The organism is Agromyces sp. Y182 (assembly GCF_059445385.1).
In genome coordinates this window covers 2,443,723-2,466,847 of record NZ_JCAIUF010000001.1, presented here as the reverse complement: position 1 = coordinate 2,466,847, position 23,125 = coordinate 2,443,723, and the positions used below count along the sequence as shown (strand labels likewise).

General features: G+C 70.3%; 9 protein-coding genes. 5 read left to right on the top strand and 4 right to left on the bottom strand.

Annotated elements, in window-relative coordinates; all coding sequences use genetic code 11:
* Nucleotides 1-79 precede the first annotated feature (79 nt).
* Complete coding sequence (locus tag AC1C2R_RS11310) at nt 80-7,282, bottom strand: DUF2341 domain-containing protein (protein ID WP_495379968.1); 7,203 nt, start codon at nt 7,280-7,282, stop codon at nt 80-82.
* A gap of 357 nt (nt 7,283-7,639) precedes the next feature.
* Between AC1C2R_RS11310 and AC1C2R_RS11305 the strand changes: the two genes are divergently transcribed.
* The 4 genes from AC1C2R_RS11305 to AC1C2R_RS11290 all read left to right on the top strand — a co-directional run bounded on the left by AC1C2R_RS11305 (nt 7,640) and on the right by AC1C2R_RS11290 (nt 12,273).
* Complete coding sequence (locus AC1C2R_RS11305; protein ID WP_495379967.1) at nt 7,640-8,518, top strand: SDR family oxidoreductase; 879 nt, start codon at nt 7,640-7,642, stop codon at nt 8,516-8,518.
* Between the two features lie 190 nt (nt 8,519-8,708).
* Complete coding sequence (locus tag AC1C2R_RS11300) at nt 8,709-9,416, top strand: DedA family protein (protein WP_495379966.1); 708 nt, start codon at nt 8,709-8,711, stop codon at nt 9,414-9,416.
* Between the two features lie 44 nt (nt 9,417-9,460).
* Entirely contained in the window at nt 9,461-11,074 is a 1,614-nt protein-coding gene (locus AC1C2R_RS11295; protein WP_495379965.1) for a LuxR C-terminal-related transcriptional regulator, read from the top strand.
* 101 nt (nt 11,075-11,175) lie between these two features.
* Nucleotides 11,176-12,273, top strand: a complete 1,098-nt coding sequence (locus tag AC1C2R_RS11290) for a flavin-containing monooxygenase (protein WP_495379964.1) — start codon at nt 11,176-11,178, stop codon at nt 12,271-12,273.
* 24 nt (nt 12,274-12,297) lie between these two features.
* On the opposite strand, the gene AC1C2R_RS11285 is transcribed toward AC1C2R_RS11290, so the two are convergent.
* Complete coding sequence (locus AC1C2R_RS11285) at nt 12,298-12,855, bottom strand: dihydrofolate reductase family protein (RefSeq protein WP_495379963.1); 558 nt, start codon at nt 12,853-12,855, stop codon at nt 12,298-12,300.
* 125 nt (nt 12,856-12,980) lie between these two features.
* Here AC1C2R_RS11285 and AC1C2R_RS11280 point away from each other — a divergent pair, with 125 nt between their 5' ends.
* Nucleotides 12,981-14,093 (top strand): epoxide hydrolase family protein, encoded by a 1,113-nt coding sequence (locus AC1C2R_RS11280; protein ID WP_495379962.1) that lies wholly within the window; start codon nt 12,981-12,983, stop codon nt 14,091-14,093.
* 119 nt (nt 14,094-14,212) lie between these two features.
* Here the strand turns inward: AC1C2R_RS11280 and AC1C2R_RS11275 are convergent, their stop codons facing one another.
* Nucleotides 14,213-18,622 (bottom strand): hypothetical protein, encoded by a 4,410-nt coding sequence (locus tag AC1C2R_RS11275; RefSeq protein ID WP_495379961.1) that lies wholly within the window; start codon nt 18,620-18,622, stop codon nt 14,213-14,215.
* A 9-nt stretch (nt 18,623-18,631) separates the two neighbouring features.
* Nucleotides 18,632-22,645: a hypothetical protein gene (locus AC1C2R_RS11270; protein WP_495379960.1), complete on the bottom strand. Its 4,014-nt coding sequence runs from the start codon at nt 22,643-22,645 to the stop codon at nt 18,632-18,634.
* Nucleotides 22,646-23,125: the final 480 nt, after the last annotated feature.

The following is a 23,125-nucleotide window of genomic DNA, read 5'->3' as shown; positions in this document are numbered from 1 at the left end:
GTGCTCCCGACCGAGCCGGTGCAGCGCACCGACACGGATGCGGCCGACTCGAGCGAGCCGACCGCATCCGTCGCGAGGGTCAGCCGAGCTCGTGGCGTCGACGTGCTCGCATCAGCACGAGACCGAGCAGCAGCAGCATCAACGCCCCGCCCACCGTCCACGGCACCCAGCCGAGATCGCTCCCAGTCGAGGCCAGGTGCCCGGTGAGCCCGTCGGAGCCGGAAGCAGGGGGCTCGCCGCCGGGAGCGCCGCCCGGTGCCGCACCCACGACGATGCGCGCTGAGGCCACATCGACGCCATCCTGCAACACGACCACCGTGTGCTCGCCGAGAGGAGTGCCCCCGGGAAGCGTTCCGGCGAAGGTGAGCGTGCCATCGTCCGCGGCGGTCACCGCGCCGAGTGCGACCGGCGTCGAGCGCAGCTCGATCTCGAGGGATGCGCCGGCGGCGAAGCCGGTTCCCGACACGGCGACCGCCCCACCGGGGTGGAAGTCGCCGCGCACCACGATGCTCGGCTCCGGCTGCTCGCCGCCGGCGTCCACGACCTCGATCGTGACCGGCTCGGAAGCGGGCGACCATCCGACGCTGTTGAGCGCACGCACCGTCACCGTGTGGCTGCCGGTCGCCACGCCAGTGGCATCCACCGAGAGCACGCCGCCGTCGACGGTCAGCACCCGGTCACCGACATTGACCTCGTAGCGGGTGACGTCGGCGCCGCCGTCGCTGGCCGGGGCCGACCAGCCGACCTGCACCGTGGTGCCGGTGGCCGTCGCCGACACGTCGCGGGGCGTCGACGGCACTTGTGCCTGCGCCTCGGTGATGGTGAACGTCGACACCGCACTGCGAGTGGTGTTGCCGGCCGCGTCGGTCAGGTCGGCGTACCACTCGTACTCGACGCCCTCGCGGGCACCCTCGAGCACCATCGAGACGGTCTCGTCACCGACCGTGCCGACGGTCTCGCCGATCGGCGCCGAGGCGCCGGCCGAGAAGGTGAGCGCGTTCGCGGTCAGGGTACGCGTGGTCGAACCGCCAAGGTCCAGCTCGATCACCCAGTTCTCCGAGTCGGAGCCGTGGAACCCGGGAACCGCCGACTCGGCGATCGGCGAGTGCCACGCACCGTCGGAGACCGCGGTCTGGAGCATCGGCGACCAGGTGTTGGAGTGGATCAGGCCGTTCTCCGCGTCGATGCTCAGGCTGCGGTAGAACTGCTGCCCGCCGTAGACGCGGCTCTGGTAGTCGGTGAGCACACCGTAGGTGGTGCCCGCCGGCGTCGTACGCGACGCGACCCCCGTGCCGGCGATGTGACCGCCCAGCACGAGCTTCACGTTCGGGTACGCATCGACCAAGCCCGTGATGTTGCCGTTGGCCCAATTGTTCGCGCCCGTGCCCACCGACTGGTGCGCGGCGAGGATCACCGTGTGGTCGGGGTGTGCTGCCAGCACCTCGCGCGCCCACGCCAGCCCGGCGTCGTTCGCGTTGTCAGACGAGAAGTAGCCGATCGTCAGCAGCAGCAGCCGCGCACCGTCGATCTCGGCGGTGTAGTAGTAGTTGTCGATGTCCTGGCTGCCGCCGAAGCTCCACGGCGTGCCCTCGAGGCTCGACTCGAATCGCGACATGGGGAAGTAGCTCGGAAGCATCACACGGCCGTTCCGCGCGTCCGAATAGTCGTGGTTGCCCCACGAGATGAGGTACGGCAGACCCGCCTCCTCCATGGCCACGGCCGACGGTTCAGCCTGCTTCCACTGGTACTCCTGCGAGAGGTACTCACGGTTGACCCAGTCGCCGGACTGCACGACCATCGCGGTCTTGCGCTTCTCGGCGCCGCCGACGACGTCCTCGAACTGCTTCGTCATGTAGTCGGGAGTGGCCTGGGCGTACAGCTGCGTGTCGGGCACGTGCGCCATCCCCCAGTCGAAGTCCGCGACATCCGGAGCCGTCTCGTACTCGTGCTCCACGCCCCACGGCAGCTCGGTCAGACCGCGCCAGATCAGCAGCGAGATCGTGCGCTGTTCGGAAACCACGTTCTGCTCGGCGCGGGCGACCACGTCCAGTGCGACGGGGCCGCCGTCGGCGTTCGCATCCGAATCGGCCAACGCCCAGGCGGATGCGACGGCGTCCCACACCCAGGCCGACACCCGGCGGTCGTCGCCCGTTCCGGTCCAGGCGAAGTGGAACTCCTCTTGCGCCGCCTGCTCGTCGGTCAGGGTCACCTCGTAGATCTGGAACGGGTTCCGGTCTTCGCCCGCGGTGGTCGGCAGGAGGTCGGCGAGCGCGGTGCCGCTCGTGGGCAGCAGCGCGACCGGGGTGCGTTCCACCGTCGAACCGGTGCGCACGACGGTGTTCGCCGCGGTCAGCGGCACCGTCGCGTTCGCCGAGAAGGAGACATTCACCGGTTCACGATCGCCGGAGTCGGGAGTGACCTCGAGCGTCACCTCCGGGCGGTCTGCGGATGCCGCATCCGACGAGTCGGCAACGGTCGGCGCCGTCGGGGCGACGGTGTCGACGACCGACAACGGCACACTCCGCTGTGCCGAGGAGCCCTCGGCGACAGCGGTGAGTGAGAGGGTCGCGTCGCCGATCGCGTGCACCGGCACCGACAGCGAGAATTCGCCCGCGTCGACGGTCTGCCGGAGCACCTCGGCGCCGTCCACCTCGGCGACGAGCTCGGCGTGCTTGCTCACCGTGCCGGTCACCTCGACCAGGCCCGCCTCCTGCTCGGAGTCGGCACGTGGGGTGGCAACGGTGAGCTCGACATCGTCCGACGAGCCGGTAACGACGTCTCCCAGCTCGATCGCATCGCCGAGGTACATGGCGTACCGGAATGCCTCGAAGTCGGGGCTGAAGCCCACCCCAGCGATCTGCACCTCCGAGACGTCGCCGGTGAACGGACGGAACAGCGAGCCGTCGGTGGTGGCGTAGTCGCCGATCGTGGTCTTCACCGACGGGTCGCCGTAGGTGCTGCGGTACTCGACCATCTGCGAGTGCACCTCTCGGCCGTCGATGAACACCGAGTACGTCATGCCGTCGTAGGTCTGCGTCAGCAGGTGCGGCTCACCGTCCAAGGCCAGTGCGAAGCGGTTGTTCAGGTCGACGGTGCCGAACTCCCAGCTGTTGCCGGCCAAACGGGTGCTCGCCTGCCCGTCGCCGGTGATGCCGTGCCAGAAGCTCGTGCGGCCCGAGCCCGTGCTGGACTCCTTCGCGACGATCGGCGCATTGCCCGTCATCTCGGCGAGCTGCTCCTCGGTGAGCGAGATGACGGAGCTGATCGAGATACGGTCGAAGTCGCCGCCCACGTCGCCGTCGTACTCGAGGCGCGAGGAGCCCAGCTCGGCGACCGAGTCGCCGCCCCGGGTGGTCACCGTCAGCTCGCCGCCGACGACGGATCCCGCGTGCGCACCCGTCGAATCGGTGACGGTGGCGCCCGCGTCCGCCGCGGAGCCGAAGTGCTCGACGAGTGCGTAGTCCTCCGACCACACCCGGGTCGGCTCGTTGGTCACGTCTTCGGCGCCGAAGTATGCCCAGACCGTCGCCGCCGACTGCGCGGGGATCTGCGGGACCCGCACCCAGACGACGGACTCACCGCCGGGGTTCCACGTCTCCACCTCGAACGGGAGGGGGACCCCATCGGTCGCGAAGAACGCGAGGGTGTCGGCATCCTGCTGCGGGGTCGACGCGAACGCGACCTTCACCGGGACATCCGTGAACGCAGTGCGGGTGTCGTTCCGCACCGTCACCGTCTGACGCGCGTCGGCATCGGTCGCCCACGCGATCTCACTGCCGTCGGTGGCGACGGCACCGGTCAGTTCGCGGATGCGGGCCTCCCGCGCCTCGAGCTCGTCGAGGTTGCCCAATCCACCCTGCTGCGCGGCGCTGAGCCCATCGACTACGGCGCGCACCTGCGCGACGCCGTTCTCGTCAGACGTGGTCAGGTCGGCGACCTGCGGCAGTGCATCGATCGTCGCGGCGACCGGAGTGACCTCGCGATCGATGCCGAAGCTCTCGAACAGGCGGGGCTGGCCCTTCTCCTTGATGTCGTACTGGTCGATCGTGAGCCGGTTCTCGGTGACGCTGATGCCGACGAAGTTCTCCTGGTTCTGCTCCCCCGTGCGGTCGAACAGCTGCAGGTAGCTCTCCAGGTCGATGCCGCCACCGGCGCCGGTCGCCTGCGTGTAGTGCTTGGCGCCGGCGGTGTTCGGCAGGAAGAAGATCGTGCCGTCGGGGTTCAGCGCGTACTCGGCGCGCTTGCCGTTCACGATCTCGGTGATCACGCTCGTCGGCCTGACGGCCGCATCCTCGATGCCCGCCGCGTCGTACCCGAGCACCTTCGTGCGGCTGATCACGTGGTCGTGGCCCTGCAGCACGAGGTCGATGTCGAGTTCGTCGATGACGGGCATGAGCCGGTCGCGCATCGCGATCACGTCGGCGTCGTCGAGGTGATTCGCCGTCGTGTAGAGGCCCTTGTGCATCGTCACGATGACCCACTCGGCGCCGGCCTCGCGTGCGGCGGTGACATCCTGTCGCAGCCAGTCGATCTGGCTGTCGCTGATGCCCTGGGCCCCGCCCTCGTTCGTGTTCAGCACCGCGACGTGGGCGGCGTTGTAGTCGAAGGAGTAGTAGGCACCCGTCGAGGTGTCCTGCCCGTTCTCCGCTTCGAGCGCGAAGTGATCGGTGAACGAGTCGGTCGCCTCGTCGTGGTTGCCCGAGGCAGGGGCGAGCGTCGTCGCCATCAGGCTGTCGCGCGAGGAGTCGAGCAGGTCGATCCAGTCCTGCTCACGACTGCCCTGCTCGACGACATCGCCGTTGTGCATGACGAACTCGGCCGATGGCACGGTCGCCAGCGACTTGGCGATCGTCGCCGCCGACAGCTCCGCCTCGCTCAGGTTCTGCGATTGGGTGTCGGTCAGGTCGATGAAGGTGAAGTCGGATTCGCCGTCGCTGGTCAGGAAGGTGCCGGTGGCACTCCACACCTGCGCGCCCTGGTCGCCCAGCTGGTAGAAGTAGCGCGTACCCGGCTCGAGCCCGGTGACGACCGCCTGATAGTTGGTCTCGCCGTTGCGGTCGGTCGTGCGTTCGGCGGCCACGAACTCGGCATCGCTCAACTCACGGTCGGTGCCGACCTTGACGCCCGCGGCGTCGCTCGAGAGCGTCGAGTACCAGTTGAAGGCCCGCTGCGTCTGCGTGTCCCCGTAGAAGGTGGTCGCGATGCGATTCGGGCGTTGGGTGTCGTCGATGAAGCGCGGCACGGGATGCCCGCGTTCGTGGTCGAAGATCCAGTCGGCGGCGAAGTCCCAGCCGAGCTGCTCGTACGTCGCCTGCACGCCGAGGTCGGCGGCGGAGGTGTCTGCGCCGTTCGCATCCGTCGCAGTGCCGGTGACGGTTGCGCCGCTGATCGTGATGTCGCCGTTGGCGAGGTTGTTCGCCAGCACGGGCACGCGGTACTCGCCCGAGGCCTGGTAGTAGCCGAGGATGCGGCCGGCGAACCCGGCGACGGGGCCGGAGTAGTCGATCGACCCCGAGAAGGAGACGTTGCGCTCGATCGTGACGTTGTTGCCGGATTCGGGGTATGCCGCGACAGCGCCGGCGTCGATTCCGCGAGTGCCGGAACCGCCGTCGGCGACGACAGCGAGGTCGACCGAGACGAGGTTGTCGCGAATGACCGCGTCGTCGTGCACGTGGGAGGCGATGCCGGCCGGCATCTTCTTCGCGGTGACGTCGCCGTCGACCCAGCTGGCCGTGACCTGGCTGTTGCCGCGCAGCTCGGCCGCGATGCCGGCGACCTTCTCTGCGCCGGCACCCGACAGCTCGGCATCGATGACGGAGACGCCATCGAAGATCGTGTCGGTGGCGACGACCACGACCGCCGAGACCCAGTCGCCCTCGGAACTGCTGTCCGTGCGCGCGGTGACGCCGTCGAGAACGAGGTCGCGAACCTCGCCGCCGGTCATGGCGCGGATCAGGCCGAGCCGGGCCGAGGAAGCGCTGGGCCCGTAGGTGATGTCGCTGATCGTGTGGCCGCGACCGTCGAGCATCGCCGAGAAACCGTCGATGCCGACGAACGCATCGCGGCCCGTGAAGTCGAGGTCGCCGGTGAGGGCGTAGTTCGTCGCCGCGGTGTACTTCGCCGTGCCGGCGTTGAGTTCGGCCGCGAGGAACTCGAGATCGGCCGCGTTCGCGATCTCGTACGGCGCCTCCGCGGTACCGGCACCGGGCAGCGTGTACGTGTACTGCGGCACCGGGTGCCCCAGCATCCCGTCGAAGCTCCAGGCGTCGGTGAAGTCCCAGCCGAGCGCCTCGTAACTCGCCTGCTGCGCGAGGTCGGCTGCAGCCGTGTCGATGCCGTGCTGGTTCTTCGTGCCCGGGCCGGCGACGGTCGCGCCCGAGATCGTGATGTCGCTGTTGGCGAGGTTGCCCTCGGCGCTCCAGCCCTCATAACCGGTGTAGCCGACGATGCGGCCGGTGAACCCGTCGATGAGGCCGCCGTACTCGATCGAGCCGCCGAGGGCGACGTTCTGCGAGAAGCTGGCCGAGCTGGGGGTGCCCGGGTAGCCGACGATCAGGCCGGCGTCGATTCCCCGCGTGCCGGCGGCGCCGCCGCCGTTCACGACGGTGAGGTCTGCATCGACGAGGTTGCGATCGATTCGGCTGGCGCCCTTCGAATAGGCGACGATGCCGGCGGGCATCTTGGCGGCGGTCAGCGCGGCCTCGACGGAGTTGTCGGTGACGATGGCGCCGTCGGCCTCGCCGATGAGCCCGCCCACCTTCTCGCCGGAACGCGCGACCAATTCGGCGTCGATGACCCGGTTGCCGGTGACGGTCGCGCCGGTCGCATACACCGCGATCCCGGCGACGAAGCCGGTACCGCTGCCGTTGTCAGCGGTGACGCCGTCGAGCGTGAGGTTGGCGACGGTGCCCTGGTTCAGCCGCCGGATGAAGCCTCGATGCCCTCCCCCGGCCGAAGACGTGCCCAGGGTGATGTCGCTGATCACGTGACCCCGCCCGTCGAAGACACCGGAGAACTGATCGATGCCGGAGAACTCGGCCTCGCCGTCCATCGCGATGTCGTCGGTGAGCGCGACGTGCGACGAACTGTAGGCGCCCGGTTCGGCGTTCGCCGCGGTCGCGAAGGCGAGCAGGTCGGACGCGGTGTCGAGGAGGTAGGGATCGCCCGCAACTCCGCTTCCCTCGATGCCGTCCGGCACGGCGGCCTGCGCGGCGGTCGCCGCCAACGGGAGTGCGAGCGCGCAGATCACCGCTCCTGCCAGGACGGCTCCGGTCGTTCTCACGGTCTTCCTTCGGGCGTACGCAGGCATGGCAGTACCGCTTCTTCTGGGGAGGCAGGGGGAAAGCCACGGCGCTCAACGCGCGCAGGCCTCCTCGAATCAAGTGGGTGCGCGTTGCCGTCAAGCCAATCGACGGTGTCCGGTCGGTGAACGCGCCCTGACTGGTCGACGTTCTCGGCACGGCGGGCCAGGCTCAGCGCGTACTCCACCCGCGGCGGCACCTCGGGAGACGAGGTTCGCACCACGATGCCGTCGGCCTGTGGGTGCCTTCCGCGAAGGCGGGTACCGTCGCGAGGGAAGGCTCGCGAGCAGTATCCGGTTGCCCACTGGTGACCGCAATCGGAAGGAACACCGAACACCATGACCATTCTCGTCACCGCCGCCTCGGGCCAACTCGGCCGCCTCGTCGTCGAATCGCTGCTCGCCCGCGGCGCCGCGCCCGACTCGATCGTCGCGAGCGCCCGCGACACCTCGAAGATCGAGCAGCTCGCGGCACGCGGCATCCGCACCGTCGAACTCGACTACGCACGCCCCGAGACCATCGCCCCGGCGCTCGAGGGCGTCGACACCGTGCTGCTCGTCTCGGCTTCGGAGGCCGGCAACCGCGCGGCGCTCCACCAGAACGTGATCGACGCCGCGAAGGCCGCCGGCATCGCGAAACTCGTCTACACGAGCGCGCCGCAGGCCACGACGGCCGACTTCGTGATCGCCCCCGACCACAAGGCCACCGAAGAGGCCATCGCCGCCTCGGAAATTCCCGCCGTGATCGTGCGCCACAACTGGTACACCGAGAACTACGCAGCGGATGTCGCGCGCGCCGCGTCGACCGGCGTGATCGCCGCATCCGTGGCCGATGGGCTCGTCGCGAGCGCGACCCGTGCCGACTTCGCCGAGGGCGACGCCGTCGTGCTGCTCGAAGACGGACACCTCGGCAAGACCTACGAGTTCGGCGGCGACGTCGCCTGGAACTACGACGAGTTCGCCGCAGCCGTCGCCGAGGTCGTCGGCCGCGAGGTGACGTACACGCCGCTCACCACGGAGCAGCACATCGCCGCGCTCGAGGCGGCCGGCCTCGACACCGGCATGGCGGGCTTCGTCGCGGGCATCGACGACGCGATCCGGCGCGGTGTGCTCGCTGAGACCGATGGCACGCTCTCGCGCCTCATCGGCCGGCCGACGACCTCGCTCGTCGACGGGCTGCGCGTGACGACCGTCGCAGGCGACACCGCGGCGGCATAGCGATGGAGATCGGGGTGGGCGTCGCCCGCCCCGGTCACCGCCCGATCGCCCGCTCCGGGCGCCACGGTAGCCGAGTACGCCTCAGGCGCCTCGGTCCCCTCGGCGCCTCGGCGGCCCCTACTGCGGTACTACGTCGAATGCGACGACAGGGGGACGCGCTCACGGCAACCCCGTACATAGCGTCGAAGGCATGGAGTTCCTCACCGACATCGTGCTCTCGCTCGTGCAGTCGCCATGGGTCTACGTGGTGATCTTCGTCGTGTGCGTCATCGACGGATTCTTCCCACCCGTGCCGAGCGAGACGGTCGTCATCGCCGCTGCCGCCGCGGGTGCGGCGACCGGTGACTGGGCGATGCTCGTCGGCGCCGTGCTCGCAGCTGCCGCCGGTGCGTTCCTCGGCGACAACATCGCGTTCACGATCGGGCGCACCGTGGGACTCGATCGTTGGCGATGGATGCGGCGCGATTCCGCCCGCCGCGCGATCGAGTGGGCACGCGAGGGCCTCGCCCGACGGGCGACCGTGCTCATCCTCACCGCTCGCTACATCCCGGTCGGGCGAGTCGCCGTCAACGTCACCGCCGGGGCCGCCGGCCTGCCGCGACGGCGGTTCCTGCCGCTCTCCGCCCTTGCCGGAATCAGCTGGGCCGTGTACTCGGTCGTGATCGGGTTGTTCGCGGGCCAATGGCTTTCGGGCAACCCACTGCTCGCAGCACTCCTCGGTATCGCCATCGCCCTGACGATCGGCATCGTCATCGATCGGGTCAGCTCGACCGTTGCTGCGCGGCGAGCTCGCAGGAATGAGATCGGTGTGAGCGATGCGCCTGTCGGCATGCCAGTTCCGCCTCAGCGTGAGGCGGAACTGGCGAACGCGGATTCGGATGCACCTGCGAACGTGTGAGGCCCGTGCTTGTCACCACCCTTCCGGAGGCACATACTGACGCCATGTCCCCGGCAGGCGCAGTGGAGGTCACCGACTGGGTCGCCAACTACGACGAGCTCGCGGCCCGCCGAGGCGAGCTCACCGCCGCTGAGCTCGACGCACTGGGCTTGGCAGCCTGGTTCCTCGGCCGAGAAGCCGAATGCGAGCAGGCGTGGGGAGCGGCTCACCTCGCCTACCTCGACGAAGGCGAGACGGATGCCGCGATCCGTTGCGTGTTCTGGCTGGGCTTCACGCTCGCCGACCACGGCGAGGCCGTGCGGGCGGGCGCATGGATGGCGCGGCTGTTCGAGCTGTGCGATCTCGCCGGGAGCACCCCGGGCAGCGAGGCGACGGCGGCGCTCTGCCGGGCGGCAGAGGCGTTCGCGTCGGGTGAGGTCGAAGCAGCCGTCGCCCTCGGCGAGCGCGCGGTCGCGCTGGCACGTGACGCCCGTGACGCCGACACCGAGGTGCTCGCCACCATGAGACTCGGGCGGTCGCTGGTGCGCAGCGGCCGCGTCGACGAGGGGTTCGCCTGCATGGACCGCGTCATGCTCGCCATCTCGTCGGGTCGGGTGAGCGACCGTGCGGCGGGCCCCGCGTACTGCGCGGTCATCGCGAGCTGCCTCGATCGGTGGGATATCGAACGCGCCCGCGTGTGGACCCGCGACCTCAGCGACTGGTGCGATGCGCAGCGCGGGCTCGAGCCGTTCCGCGGCGAATGCTCGGTGCACCGGGCCGGCGTGCTGCGGCTCCTCGGCGAATGGGACGAGGCCACCGCCACGCTCGAAGCCGTCTGCGCTCGCGAGCGGCGCGCCGAGACGCTCGAGCACGCCTACTACGGGCTGGCCGAACTCTGCCGGCTCGTCGGCCGACGCGCCGAGGCCGATGCGGCCTACCGGCGCGCTGCGGAGCTCGGGCGCGAGGTGCAGCCCGGCCTCGCCCTGCTGCGGCGCGACAGCGGGCGCATCGCTGCTGCGCGAGCCGGCGTCGCCCGCGCACTCGACACGGCGCCGACGCCGGGCACGCGCGCCGAGCTGCTGGCCGCGCAGGTCGAGCTCGAGATCGAGCACGGCGAGACGGATGTCGCGAGCCGCGCCTGCGCCGAATTGCGCGCCATGGCGGAGCAGTTCGGCACGATCTACCTGCAGGCGCAAGCCGACCGGGCGGAAGCCCGACTCCTGATCGACACGGATGCCCCGGAACAGGCGCTGCCTCTGCTGCGACGGTCGTGGACGGCCTGGCGACGACTCGAAGCGCCCTACGAAGCGGCGGTCACCCGCGTGCTGCTCGGCCGAGCGAACCGGGCCTGCGGCGACGAGGAAGCGGCCCAACTCGAGTTCGACGCTGCACGCACCGTGCTCGCCGGGCTCGGCGCGGTCGCCGACCTCGACCGACTCGAACGGGTCGCCGTCGGGGGCGAGCGCGCCGCGGCATCCGCCGGCCTCACGCGACGCGAGCTCGAGGTGCTTCGCCTCATCGCGAGCGGCCGCTCGAACCGGCAGATCGCGAACGAGCTGTTCCTCAGCGAGCGCACGGTGGCGCGGCACGTGAGCAACATCCTCGGCAAGCTCGGGCTCGGCAGCCGCTCGGCTGCGACCGCGTTCGCGTTCGAGCACGGGCTCAACGCGACGCACTGAGCCGCCGCACGCCGCACGCCGCCCGCACCACGGCAAATGGTCATTTCTGCCGACGCGGCAGCGACGGGGCATCCGTAGTGTCACGCGGAAAGGGAGGCCAAATGTCCACCACCGTCATCGACACCGCGGTCATCGGAGCCGGCGCAGCCGGGCTCATCGTCGGCAAGCGCCTCGCCGACCGCGGAGTTGCATTCGAGCTGTTCGACGAGCACACGCGCATCGGGGATTCGTGGCGCGAGCGGTACCGTTCGCTGCGCCTGTTCACCCCGCGCCCCTTCGCGAGCCTGCCGGGCCTGCGCCTCGACGTCGGCCGGTTCGGCTACCCCACCGGCACCCAGATGGGCGACTACCTCGAGCGGTACGCGCAGCACTTCGAGCTGCCGGTGCGAAGCTCGTCGAAGGTCGTGGCGCTCACCCGTCGGTCCGACGGCTTCTTCCGCCTCGAACTCGGTGACGGCAGCGACGTGCTCGCCGACCGGGTCGTCGTCACGACGGGCGCGCACCGCATCCCCGTCGTGCCGGCGCTCGCGCGCGAGCTCGACCCATCGATCCGGCAACTCCACTCCATCGACTACCGCGGGCCCGAGCAGCTCGCCGACGGCGCGGTGCTCGTCGTCGGCGCGGCGAACTCGGGCACGGATGTCGCGCTCGACGCCGCCCGTGCCGGCCACGCCGTGACCTTGGCGGGGCGGCATCCGGGGCATGTGCCCATCGATATCGACACCCTGATCGGCAACCTCATGAGCGGCATCTTCATCGGCCGTCTGCGACGCACGACGATCGACACCGCCAAGGGCCGTGCGGCGCGGGCCGCGAATCTCGGCCACGGCGTCATGCTCGTGCGCAACAAGCCCGCACAGCTCGATCGCGCCGGCGTCGTGCGGGTCGGCCGCCTCGACCGCGTCGAGGCGGGGCGCCCGGTCACCGCCGACGGCACTGTCATCGACACGGCGACCGTCGTGTGGTGCACGGGCTCGCGCCCCGACCTCGGATGGATCGACATCGAGGGCGTCGTAGACGCCGATGGTCGGCCCATCGAGAATCGAGGCCTCGCCGAAGGATGCCCCGGGCTCGCGTTCGTCGGCATGCCGTTCCAGTACTCCGTGGCATCCGAGACGCTCATGGGCATGGATCGCGACGCCGTCGACGTCGTGGATGCGCTGACGCGGGCGCCCGCGCTCTCCAGCGCGATCATGTGACCGGCCCGCTGCCGCGGCATCCGCTCAGCGAACGACGTCGAGCACCTGCTTGACGACACCGTTGGAGTACGCCTCGTACTCCACGAGGTCGAGGCGCGTGTACGGGTCGCCATCGCTCGCGAAGAGGCGCCTGCCGGCACCGAGCAGGATCGGAAACACGAGCAAGTGGTACCGGTCGACGAGATCGGCCGCGGCGAGGCCCTGTGCCAGGGTGGCGCTGCCGTGCACGATGATGGGGCCGCCTTCGCCCTCCTTGAGCTTCGCGACCTCGTCGAGCGACCGCAGTACCCGCGTGTTGCTCCACTCGGGGTCGGACAGCGTCGACGACACGACGTACTTCGGCATCGCGTTGTACTCGGCGAAGTCCTCCATCGACGGCCAGACCGGCGCGAACTCGTCGTAGCTCACTCGTCCCATGAGCATCGCGCTCGCTTCGAGCTGCTCGCGGCCCTTGATCTCGTAGGCCTCCTCGACGAAGGGTACGTCCTTGAAGGTCCAGCCGGCGCGCGGGTGCGAGCCGCCCCCGGGCGAGTCGATGACGCCGTCGAGGCTGATGAACTCGGTGACGATGAGGGTGCGCATGATGGAATCCTTCCAGAGCCGGTATCTCCGCTCTCATCCTGGACGTCGAACGAGATCGCGCGGGATCGACACCCGTGGCGAACTCGCGAAATGTCGATGTCGGTGGCACGGCATACCGTCGGCCTATGAGCGAGTTGCGACCCTTCGAGCTTCATGTCCCCGACCAGGTCATCGACGACCTGCGAGACCGCCTCGCGCGCAGCAGGGTGCCCGACGATTCGCCGCGGCGCCCGCCTTCGGGAATGTCCGCCGAGTACCTGCGCGAGCTCATCTCCGAGTGGGCCGTCTGGGACTGGCGGGCGCGAGAGGCCTGGCTCAACGGGCATCCGCAGTTCATCGCCGAGATCGGCGACGCTGCGGTGCACTTCGCGCACTTGAGATCAGAGCGAGCGGATGCCCCTGCGCTCCTCGTCATGCACGGCTGGCCGCACACCTTCGCCCTGCAGCTCGATTTCGCCGACCGACTGCCCGACTTCCATGTCGTCGTCGCGAGCCTGCCGGGGTTCGCATTCTCCTCGCCGTACGCGACGGGTGAGATGACCGAGAAGCGTTTGGCGGCGACCATGCACGCACTCATGACCGAGGTGCTCGGCTACGAGCAGTACTTCACGTACGGCGAAGACGTCACGGCCAACGTGAGCGACCTCATCGCGGCGCGCTACCCCGAGCACGTCGCGGGCATCGTCGCCACGCACGCGCACTTCCCGACGTCCGACGAGCGGAAAGAGCTCACCGAACCCGCCGAGCGGGCGTTCTTCGACGGCATCGCCGCGCGTCACGAGACCGACGGCGCGTACGGCCACGTGCAGGCCACGAGACCCGCTACGCTCGCGTTCGCGCTCAACGACTCTCCTGCCGGCCTGCTCGCGTGGCTCGCCGAGAAACTCGTCGAGTGGAGCGACACACCGCCCGGTGACCCGAGCGCGGTCGAACGACGCATCTCGAGAGACCGCATCCTCACCGAGGCGATGATCTACTGGGTCACCCAGACGATCGCCTCGTCGTTCCGCCCGTACTACGAGGGCGCCGACACCCCAGACCCGATCCCTGCGAACTCGGTGCCCGCTGCCGTCTTCATCCAGCGGCACGAAGCAACGTATCCCGAGTCGCTCGTGCGGCGGCATTACCTCGACCTGCGCGAATTCGACCGCCTCGCCGAGGGTGGGCACTTCACGGTCGCCGAGGTGCCAGACGAGATGGCGGCGCGCGTGCGGCGGTTCGTGCAGTCGCTCGGCTGAGGCGCCGCTCGCAGGTCACCGAGCTACAGCTCACCGAGCTCGCAATTCACCGAGTTCGCAGTTCACCGAGCTCGCAGTTCACCGAGCTCGCGGTTCACCGAGCTCGCGGTTCGCTCTGCTCACGGCAGGTCGACCGAGTCGCTGTAGACGAGCCGTCGTCCGCGCTGCGGCACGATGAGCAGCACGACCGGCAGCCCGATCGTGTCGCCCTCGTGCAGTTCGTACTCGGCGATGCGCACGCGCAACCGGTCGCCATCGACCCGTTCGGGCAGCCCGACGGCCCCCGCCCACTCGACCTCGCCGTACCGCTGGTTGCGAATCGCGCCGAGGCCCATCCGCACGTCGAGTTCGACGGGTGCGCCCACCGCCTGCCAGTCGAGATCGCTCGTCGCTCCGCCGGCGAGCCGCTCGACCCACGCCTCGACTCGGCGCGAGGCGCGAACCTCGGCGGCGAGGTTCGGCAGGGTGTTCGCGTGTTCTGGAACGCCGACGGGGCCCGCCAGTGTGATCGCGACCGCGCGGCCGTCGGGGGTGGCGACGAACGTCGCGGCGCGTCGGGGCAGCGTCTGGGCGAAGTCGGCGCGTACGACGGGTGAGAGCTCCTGGCCGACCACCGAGTGCGGCTGGTAGCGAGCGAGCGCGAGCTGCACGAGCGGCGTGTAGGCGTCGCCGGTCTCCAACTGGATGTCGCAGAACCAGAGCTTGCGGTCGGCGTCGAACTCGGGCTCGTGGCCGACCACGGTGACCCGGTCGTCGACCTCGGCGAGCTGCACCGTGCCGACTGCGCTGCGCAGCGGGAACTGGTGTGCGAACGGCCCGGCGGGCAGCGGTTCGCCGGCGAACACGGGATCGGAGCCCCACACACTCGTGAACCTGCGCCCCTCGGGGCCGGTGCCGGTGAAGAGCGGAAAGAACTCGGTGAGAATGCCCGATGCGACGGAACTCTCGATGCCGGCGAGCAGGTCGAGGTCTGCGCGGCGAGCCGCGGTGACCGCGCGGTCGCTCGCCACGAGGAAGCGCTCGAGGTCGTCTCGCGCTCGAATACGTGCACCCGGCTCGACCGCCTGCCGCCGCACGCGCTCCGCAATCGAGCGCACGCCCGCGGCGAGCTGCTCCCCGGCGGAGGTCGCAGCATCGACGATCGCACCCTGCCGTTCGAGCACCTGTCTCGACCAGGCGTCGGCGAGCGCCGGCGACTCCACGTCGCTCAGCACCCCGCGCGCGACGTCGGCGGCCCACGAGATCCACGGCTGCCGGGCGAGCACGACGCCGAGCAGTTCGTCTGGCCCGCTCGAGTACCACGGCCGACCGAGGTAGACGCGAAGGCCGGCGGCCGTGCGCACGCGCCGCACCGCGAACGGCGCGTCGACCTCGATGCGCTCGGTTCGCCACTCCCACGTCGGCACCAGGTAGCGCACGTCGGGTGGGGCGGGGCGAGCGCTCGACGGCACGTCGACCTGCAGCCTTGGCCCGACCGAGGTGATGAGCTCGGGGTCATCCGTGATCTGCGGCGGAAAGTACTCGCGGAACCGGGTGGTCGCGCGCGGCGTGTAGTCGACGTAGCGGTGGCGGGTGTCGCCGAACTCGTGCCGCACCTCGTGGCGCGGACCGAACAACCCGGCGGCCGGCCCGCTCGTCGGCCACATGAGCGCGTCGATCTCACTCGTCTCGAGGTCGAAGTCGGCGACGTGCGCGCGCTTCCCCTCCTCACGCGGCGCGGGTTCGAGCACGTCGTCGACGGGGTCGTTCCAGTCGGCATCGAGGTCGATACGCCCGGTGCTCGCGGCGTGGTTGTGCACGGTGCCGGGCAGCAGCGAGAACGTCGCCCCGATGTCACGCCTCGAACCCGGGCCCAGTCGGATCTCGGGCGGCTCGAGCGGCTTCTCGACGGCGTGCACGAAGGTCAGCTCGGTGAACGGTGTGAGCATCCAGTGCCGGCCTCGACGCACCGTCTCGCGCTGATCGGCACTCGCCGGCGCCTGGTGCTCGTCGATGAGGTGCCACACGCGCATGAGTTCGACGTCGGCGTCGTCGAGGAAGGAGCTGAGCCGCACCGTCGCGAGCGTCGCCTTCGGCAGCGACACCGTGAGCGTGCGGGCCGCGTCGTCGAAGGCCGGGGGCGAATCGCCCTCGACGACGCGGAGCAGTACCGGCCGGCGGTCGAACCAGTCGTCGGGTTCTCCGGGCCACCGCAGCAGCCGGGTCGGCGGAGTGCCGACCACGTCGGCCCCGGCGGCCCCGGCTCCGCCGCCGGCAGTGACGTCGCCGGGCAGCGTCGTGAACGAGATGCCCCTCGCGAGCGGATCGGGCAGGTACGGCAGCGGGAGCGAACGGTTCGGGTGCACGACGTACTGGCCGTCGGGCAGTACCTGCTCCTTCGTGCCGTCGAGCGTCGACGGCGTCTCGAGCTTGCTCACGACCCGGCCGCCGGGCAACGTCAGGTAGCTGCCCGCCTCCCGGCCCGCGATCGCGAACTGCGCGGCGACCGAAACCGGGTCCCCGGCGAGCGCGGCATCGAGCAGACCGTGGATCTCGGCGAGCTGGACGCTGCCGATCGGCGCAGCCACATTGCGCTCGTTCTCGACGCGATAGACGATGCCGAGATCGCCGGATGCCTCGTGCCCCGGCAGTGCGCGCACGCGGTTCAGCTGCACGTAGTCGCCGACCGGCACGTCGAGCGTCGAGCGGATCACGAGGCGCATGAGCGATTCGCCCTCGGTGTACTCCGTCAGCGGCACGATGGCCGGCGACGGCACGGGCTCCCAGCGTTGGTAGGTGTCGTCGAGGTCGCGCTCATGGGCCTCGTCGAGCTGGTCGTCGGGAATCGATCGCCCCGAGAGGTCGACCGCGCGCACCCGCACCCGGTAACGGCGGCCGTACCGCAGCCGCGGCAGCGAGCCGGGCTGCACCGAGAACCGTGCAGCCAGCGGAAAGCCCGTGTCCGCGACATCCGGTGGCTCGGCCTGCGGGTCGACCGGCCGGGTCTCGTTCACGATCTTGCCCGGTCGCTTCACCGCGAGCGACCAGCCGTCCCATCCGCCGAGCGTCTCGTGGAAGTACTGGTCGGCGGTCGGCTCGGCCTCGTTCGCCGAGGTGCTCGCGGCTTTGAGATACCCCTCGTCGGGCTCGGGCTGCACCGGGAGCGGAGTCGGCGCGCGGTCGGGCGCGACGAGCAGATACTCGCCCTGCCGACGGTGGAGCGAGAACCACTCGCGGCCGCCGGATGCGTCGTCTTGCACGTCGATGCGCCAGCCCCGCGTGACATCCGCCGCGTTCAGGCGAGCGGATGCCCCGTTGCCGCGATCGGTCTCGTGCTGCGCCGAGGCGTCGAACTGCTCGACGAGCCCCCCGGCACGATCGCGGCGGGCGATGATGAGCCCCGCCGACTTCAGCGCGGGCAGCGACGACGCGTCGTCGGTCATCGAGGGCGCGTTGTTGTTGCGACCGGCGCTGTCGCGCAGTTCGGCGTCGGTGCGTTCGAGCTCGGCGAGCAGCGTCGTCACCTTGAGCGCCGAGCCGTCGGGATCGAGCTGGTCGACGAGGAACCGGCGCTCGTCGTCGACCACGAGGCTGCCGTCGACCACGTCGGGCAGCTCGGCCCGCGTCGTGGGCGCCCACACCCGGTCGGAGTAGTGCGCGTTCGTGATCGGCCGTGCCGCGGCATCCGTCATGAGCGACTCGAGCACCCCGCCGTTCGTACCCGCGACGAGCTGGATGCTCGTGAACTCGCCGATCGCCGGGTCGTCCTTGATCCAGACGTCGATCGCGAGCCCGAGGCGGCGGAGCATCTCGGGGTAGTCGGCGCAGCGTGCGACGAAACTGTGGAACTCGGGCGGCGCAGGTGCGGGCGGCGGGGCGATTGCGGTCGCGTCGTCCCACGGGTCATCCGTTCGGTCGTAGAACGCGGCAGCGGCGGCGAGCGCGACCGCCGGACGCTCGGCCGGCGGCACGTCGTCGATGCGGAGGTACCGGCCCTTCGGATCGGAATCTCCGCGGAGTTCGGCGAGATACCGCTTGATCTCGCGACGGTGGCCCTGCTCCCACCGCTCGAGCACCGTGCGCGGAGAACGGAGCTCGACGAGCTTGCCCTGCAGCGGCCCACGGGTGATCGCGGGGAACGAGGTCGGGCTCGTGACCGCGATCGTCTGGTAGAGCCCGGTGATCGCCGACGCGACCTCGTCGACCGAGTACGAGTGCACGACGGCCTGCTCGAAGTGCTGGAAGCCCGCGTCGCCGACGCTCGTGCGCCCGAACAGCCGTTCCCAGAGTTCGGGGGCGGGCACGATCGGGTCGTCGAGCGGAAACCCCTCGACCTGACCGATGCCGTCGACGTCGAACACGAACCGCGCGTCGAGCACGGTCTTCGGCCAGTTCGCGAAGGCCTCGAACGAGGCGAGCTCGGCCAGCACCCCGCTGCCTGCAGGCGCCCCGGTGTCGAGCTTCGGCGTGACGAAGACCGTCACCTTGAGCTGGCCGTTCTCGCGCAGGCGCCCCGCGGGAATCGCCGTGAAGATCGCCGTTTCCGCCATGTCCGCCCCTCACACTGCTTCGACGGCGAATGCCCGGCAGTACTCGGCCCACGGGTCGCGGGCCGCGCCGAGTTCGTCGGTGTAGGCACCCATGGTGTCGAGGAAGGTCGGGTCGCCGGATGACCCCGCGAACTGCTTCTCGCAACTCACCGACACCGAGAACGACACGAAGCACACCGACACCTCGATGCTGATCGACGCCTTGCCGACGGCTTTCGCGCTGCTCTCGCCGCCCGGACCCGAGATCGCCCGATAGCTGAGCTCGAGGTAGAGCTCGATCGACGCCGAGATGAGCCCGAGCACGTCGACCTCGCCGCGGGCCCGGAAGTAGCCGGTGAGCAGCACGCTCTGCGCGTCGCCGTCCTGCTCGAGGCGGAAGTAGATGCCGGCCATCACCGAGAGGCTGCCGGATGCCACGACGAAACTCATCTCCACGGCGGCACCGAACTCGAACGCCGCCTCGACGACCTTGACGCCCTTCGGCGAGATCGTGATCGCGAAGAACCCGCCGCCGGCGAAGAACGCGACCGCGAGGCGGAACGGGTTCTCACGCGTCGCGAAGAAGAAGCGGAACTCGAGGGACTCCCCGATGAACGGCACCGACAGCTCGGCGCCGAGGTGGATGTTCGTGATCGAGAAGACGCCGACCGCGAGATCGGGGATCGCGAGGTCGAACCCGGCCTTCAGGCCGCTCGGCTCGATGTCGAGGTACGGCGGGTCGCTGAACCCGTCGAACGGGATGATCTCCTTCAGCGTCTCGACGAAAGCGAGCGGGCCCAGGAACTCGATGCCGTCGCCCTCGCGGAGCGCGACGTTGACGTCGGGCTTTCGGCCAGGCGCGACCGAGAACTCCATCACGGTCACGTGGATGGCGATGAACTTCGTGCTGCCGAGCAGCAACAGCGTGAACGGCGGCAGGGAGCACGAGACGAGCGCCGAGGGCTCACCCGAACCGAGCGGCGCCTGCACTTCACTGACGAGGCGGAGCCGTCGATCGCCCTCGGGCTGGAACACCGGCGGCGAGATGCCCGACGGCGCCCAGGGCTCGAGCTCGGTCTCCCACTCGAGCCGGGCGCTCACCCGTTCGGGCAGCAACTGCCCCGTCGCGAGCTGCTCGATGAGCCCGACGATCGTCGGCAGTTCGGTCGCGAGCGCGTGCAGTCGCTCGAACAGGGCGAGGGCGCGTTCGATCTCGGCGCGCGGCAGCGACAACGGCACGGCCGGCGCACGGAGGGCGTCGCGGAGCTTCGTCGCCCGGTCGCTGATCGTCGTGAGCAGCCCGAGGAAGTCCTGCGGTGGATGCGGTGCCTGCGAGAACAGCACCATCGCGTCGCCGAAGTCCTGTGCGGCATCCGCGAGTTCGGTGGCGGCCTGCGACACCGCGGCCGCCTGCGCCGTGAGCGCTGCGGCGTTCTTGACGACGAACGCTCGGGCTTCGGAGACCGACTGCCCGAGCCCCACCACCGTGTTCACCGCTTGCGTGACGAACTTCGGCAGCGGGCTGCCCGAGGCGGGCAGCAGCTCGGCGAGCGGGAGGATGCCGAAGAGCTTCGCCGCATCGAGTCCGAACATGCCGCCGACATCGAAGGATGCCGCGTTCTGGGCGAGCTTCGTGAGGTCGCCCCCGACCGGTCCCACCTGCCGGGCGAGTGCGGTGACCTCGACGCTCGGGCTGACGAACCCGCCCGATTTGTCGGATTGCGAGGAGAATCCCATCGTCTCGCCGGCGGCCGACGGTTCGCCGCCGGGTTTCGCGAGCTGCAGGAAGAGCCCGCCCTCGTTGCCGGCATGGGTCGACCCGCTGCCGAAGCCCTTCGCGCGGTACGCGGTCGCGTAGGTGAGGTCGACGGGTGACGACTGCCCCGTGAACGCGCTCATCGCCGGCACGGCGGCGCGGGCCACCCGCATCACCGGCAGCACGAAGTTCGTGGCCTTCTCGGTGGTCGCGGTGTCGAACTCGGCGTCGAAGGTCACCGAGGCGGTCGAGAGGGTGGTGTCGTCGGGGTCGAGCGGGGGTGCGAACACGACCCGCTGGCCGCGCAGGTCGTAGGCCGGCGAGACCGTATTCGCGGCGCCCCGCGCCGCCTCGCGGTCGGCCTGCAGTTGCTCGAAGACCGTCTTCTCGACGAAGAGCAGCGGCCCCTCGAACTCGATCAGCCGGTTGCCCACGTCGTTCGCGAGCATCCGGAACATGAAGGGCTCTTGCCCCGGCTTCGAGTTCGCGCCGACGGCGCCGTCGACGGCCGCGATCTCGGGCACGAAGATCTGCCCGTTCGCGACGAGCGGCTGGCCGTCGGCGCGGGTGGGCCGCCGCGGCGAGGCGAGCGGCGGGGTGGCTGCGGTGAGGATGCGTACCCACCGGAACGGCATGCGGTTGTCGAACTTCGCCGTGCCGCTTGCGAGGAACCGCCGCTCGGGCTGGCGGACGACGACGAAGAGCCGCTGATAGAGGGTGGCGCGGCCGTCGGCCTTCACGCGCCGCTCGGTGACCTTCACGAGCGAGGCTCGATGGCCGAACGGCAGCAGCACGCCCTGGTAGACGACCTTCACGTAGTGGTCGCGACCCATCGTCGCACGATGCTTCCACTCCTCGATCGACAGGCCCGTCGGCGGCGAGAGATGCACCTCGCTCGCGAGCCACCCGCCGACCGCGGTCAGCATGAGCCGCTCGACCGGCACCGCCCGGGGAGTGTAACCGCGCGACCACCGATGGTTGGAGGTGAGATGCACGAGCTGCATGCGATCGCGCACCGAGAGCGTCGCCCGGAACGGCGGCAGCGTCGCCGGATTGCCGAAGTTCTCATCGGGGAACGCCGTCGTCTTCTCCGCCGGTCCCTTGCCGGGGGTGAAGTCGCGGGTCCACACCGCGCGCACGGTGCGGGTTGCCGGCTGCTCCTCATCGACGGGCGGCGGCGCCGCCGGGTCGAGGTCTGCCGCGGCATCCGTGCGCGACGCCAGTCGGGAATGCCACAGCTCGACGCGCCCGTGGTGTTCGACCTCGCCGAGTGCGTGCGTGAACGCCCCGCGCGCGTGAGGGCTCAGCTGCAAGCGCCACGGCAGTTCGAGCGCCGTCTCGGTCGAGACGGGCTCACGCGGCAACGGCGGCCGCAGGTCGGGAGTGAACACCGGGCCGATCTCGATACCTGGCCGCAAGTCGGTCGCCACTGCCGCGACCGCCGACGATGCACCGAAGCGGGCCTCGAGCTCGGCGGCCGTGCGGCGCAGCCGGGCGGCCTCGGCGATCTCGGTGAGCTCGAGGTCGCGCACCGTGATGCGTCCGAGCGCCGAAGCGCGGCGCGCCGGCGAGAGTTTCGCGACGCTCACTCGGGCGGTCGACGCGCGACGGGCCGCAGCGGTGCGAACCGCCCGCACCCGCGAGGCGACCGAGGCGATCGCGCCGAGCTCATCGGCCAGCTCGTGCCAATGGAGGCCGAAGGGCGCGCCCTCGGCATGCGGCACGACGCTGAGCGGCAGCACCCGCATCGCATGCAAGAGGCCGGCCTCACTGTAGAGGATGCGCTCGCGAGTGACGAGGTAGGCGATGCGACTGGCGCGGGCGATGCGCGCGGCGACCGGGTAGTCGGGCGTCTCGGTCCCGCCGGGATCCTTCATGCGCCCCTCCTCACCCGGAGGAATCGGCGAGGCGGTCGTGAACGTTGCCGCCGGGCCGCTCGGGTCGAAGAACGCCTGCTCGAGCAAGTGCTGCGGCCCGAAGCCGGCGATGAGGAACGCCGGTGCGTTCGCCGAACGGCGTGCGAGGTGCGGCACACCGTCGACGTCGATGCGGGCGAGGTTCACGAACCGGAACTCCACCCGGAGCAGATCGCCCGGCCGCAGCACGGTCACTCGTGGCAGGGACTCGGGGGCGGCACCACCGGCACCTCCGACGCCGCCGATCGGACCGACCTGTCCGATCTGTCCGACCTGTCCGATCTCGAGTTCGCCGATCGGAATCGTCACCGCCTCGGCGCGCACGAACACGCGGCTGAACGCCGCAGCGAATCGGGCATCGATCTCAGCCATGGATCCCCCTCCGCGATCCGCACGACCTACGGCCGCGGCGTTTGATCGTCGTTGCGGCGATCCCCCGATCTCGGCGCACGGATCCATCCCCTCCGGCGCTCGAGCGGGTTCAGACTACTCTCGCCCCGAGGTCGCGTATGCCCCTCGTCCGGGGGAGCCGGGGGGTCGCGGGGCCGCGGGACGCATCGTCGCCGGACGGCCGCGCGCGTGCAGACGACCGTGCGATCGCTCTCGCGTGCCCGCTCGCGTCATCCCGCTCGCGTCATCCCGCGTCACACGGCACGCGGAGACGACGTCACCCGACGTCACAAACGGCGGGTATGGCGTGCCTCGCGAGCGGGTTTGCCGACGCATGCCGTCATAGACATTCACAGTGCGACACGCACCGCACGGCGAGGCGGCGGGTCAATAACGTCGTGCCATGCACCGAACCCGAACCGCGCCCGCGCGCGCCGAGGCCAGCCGCGCCGACGCCGGCAC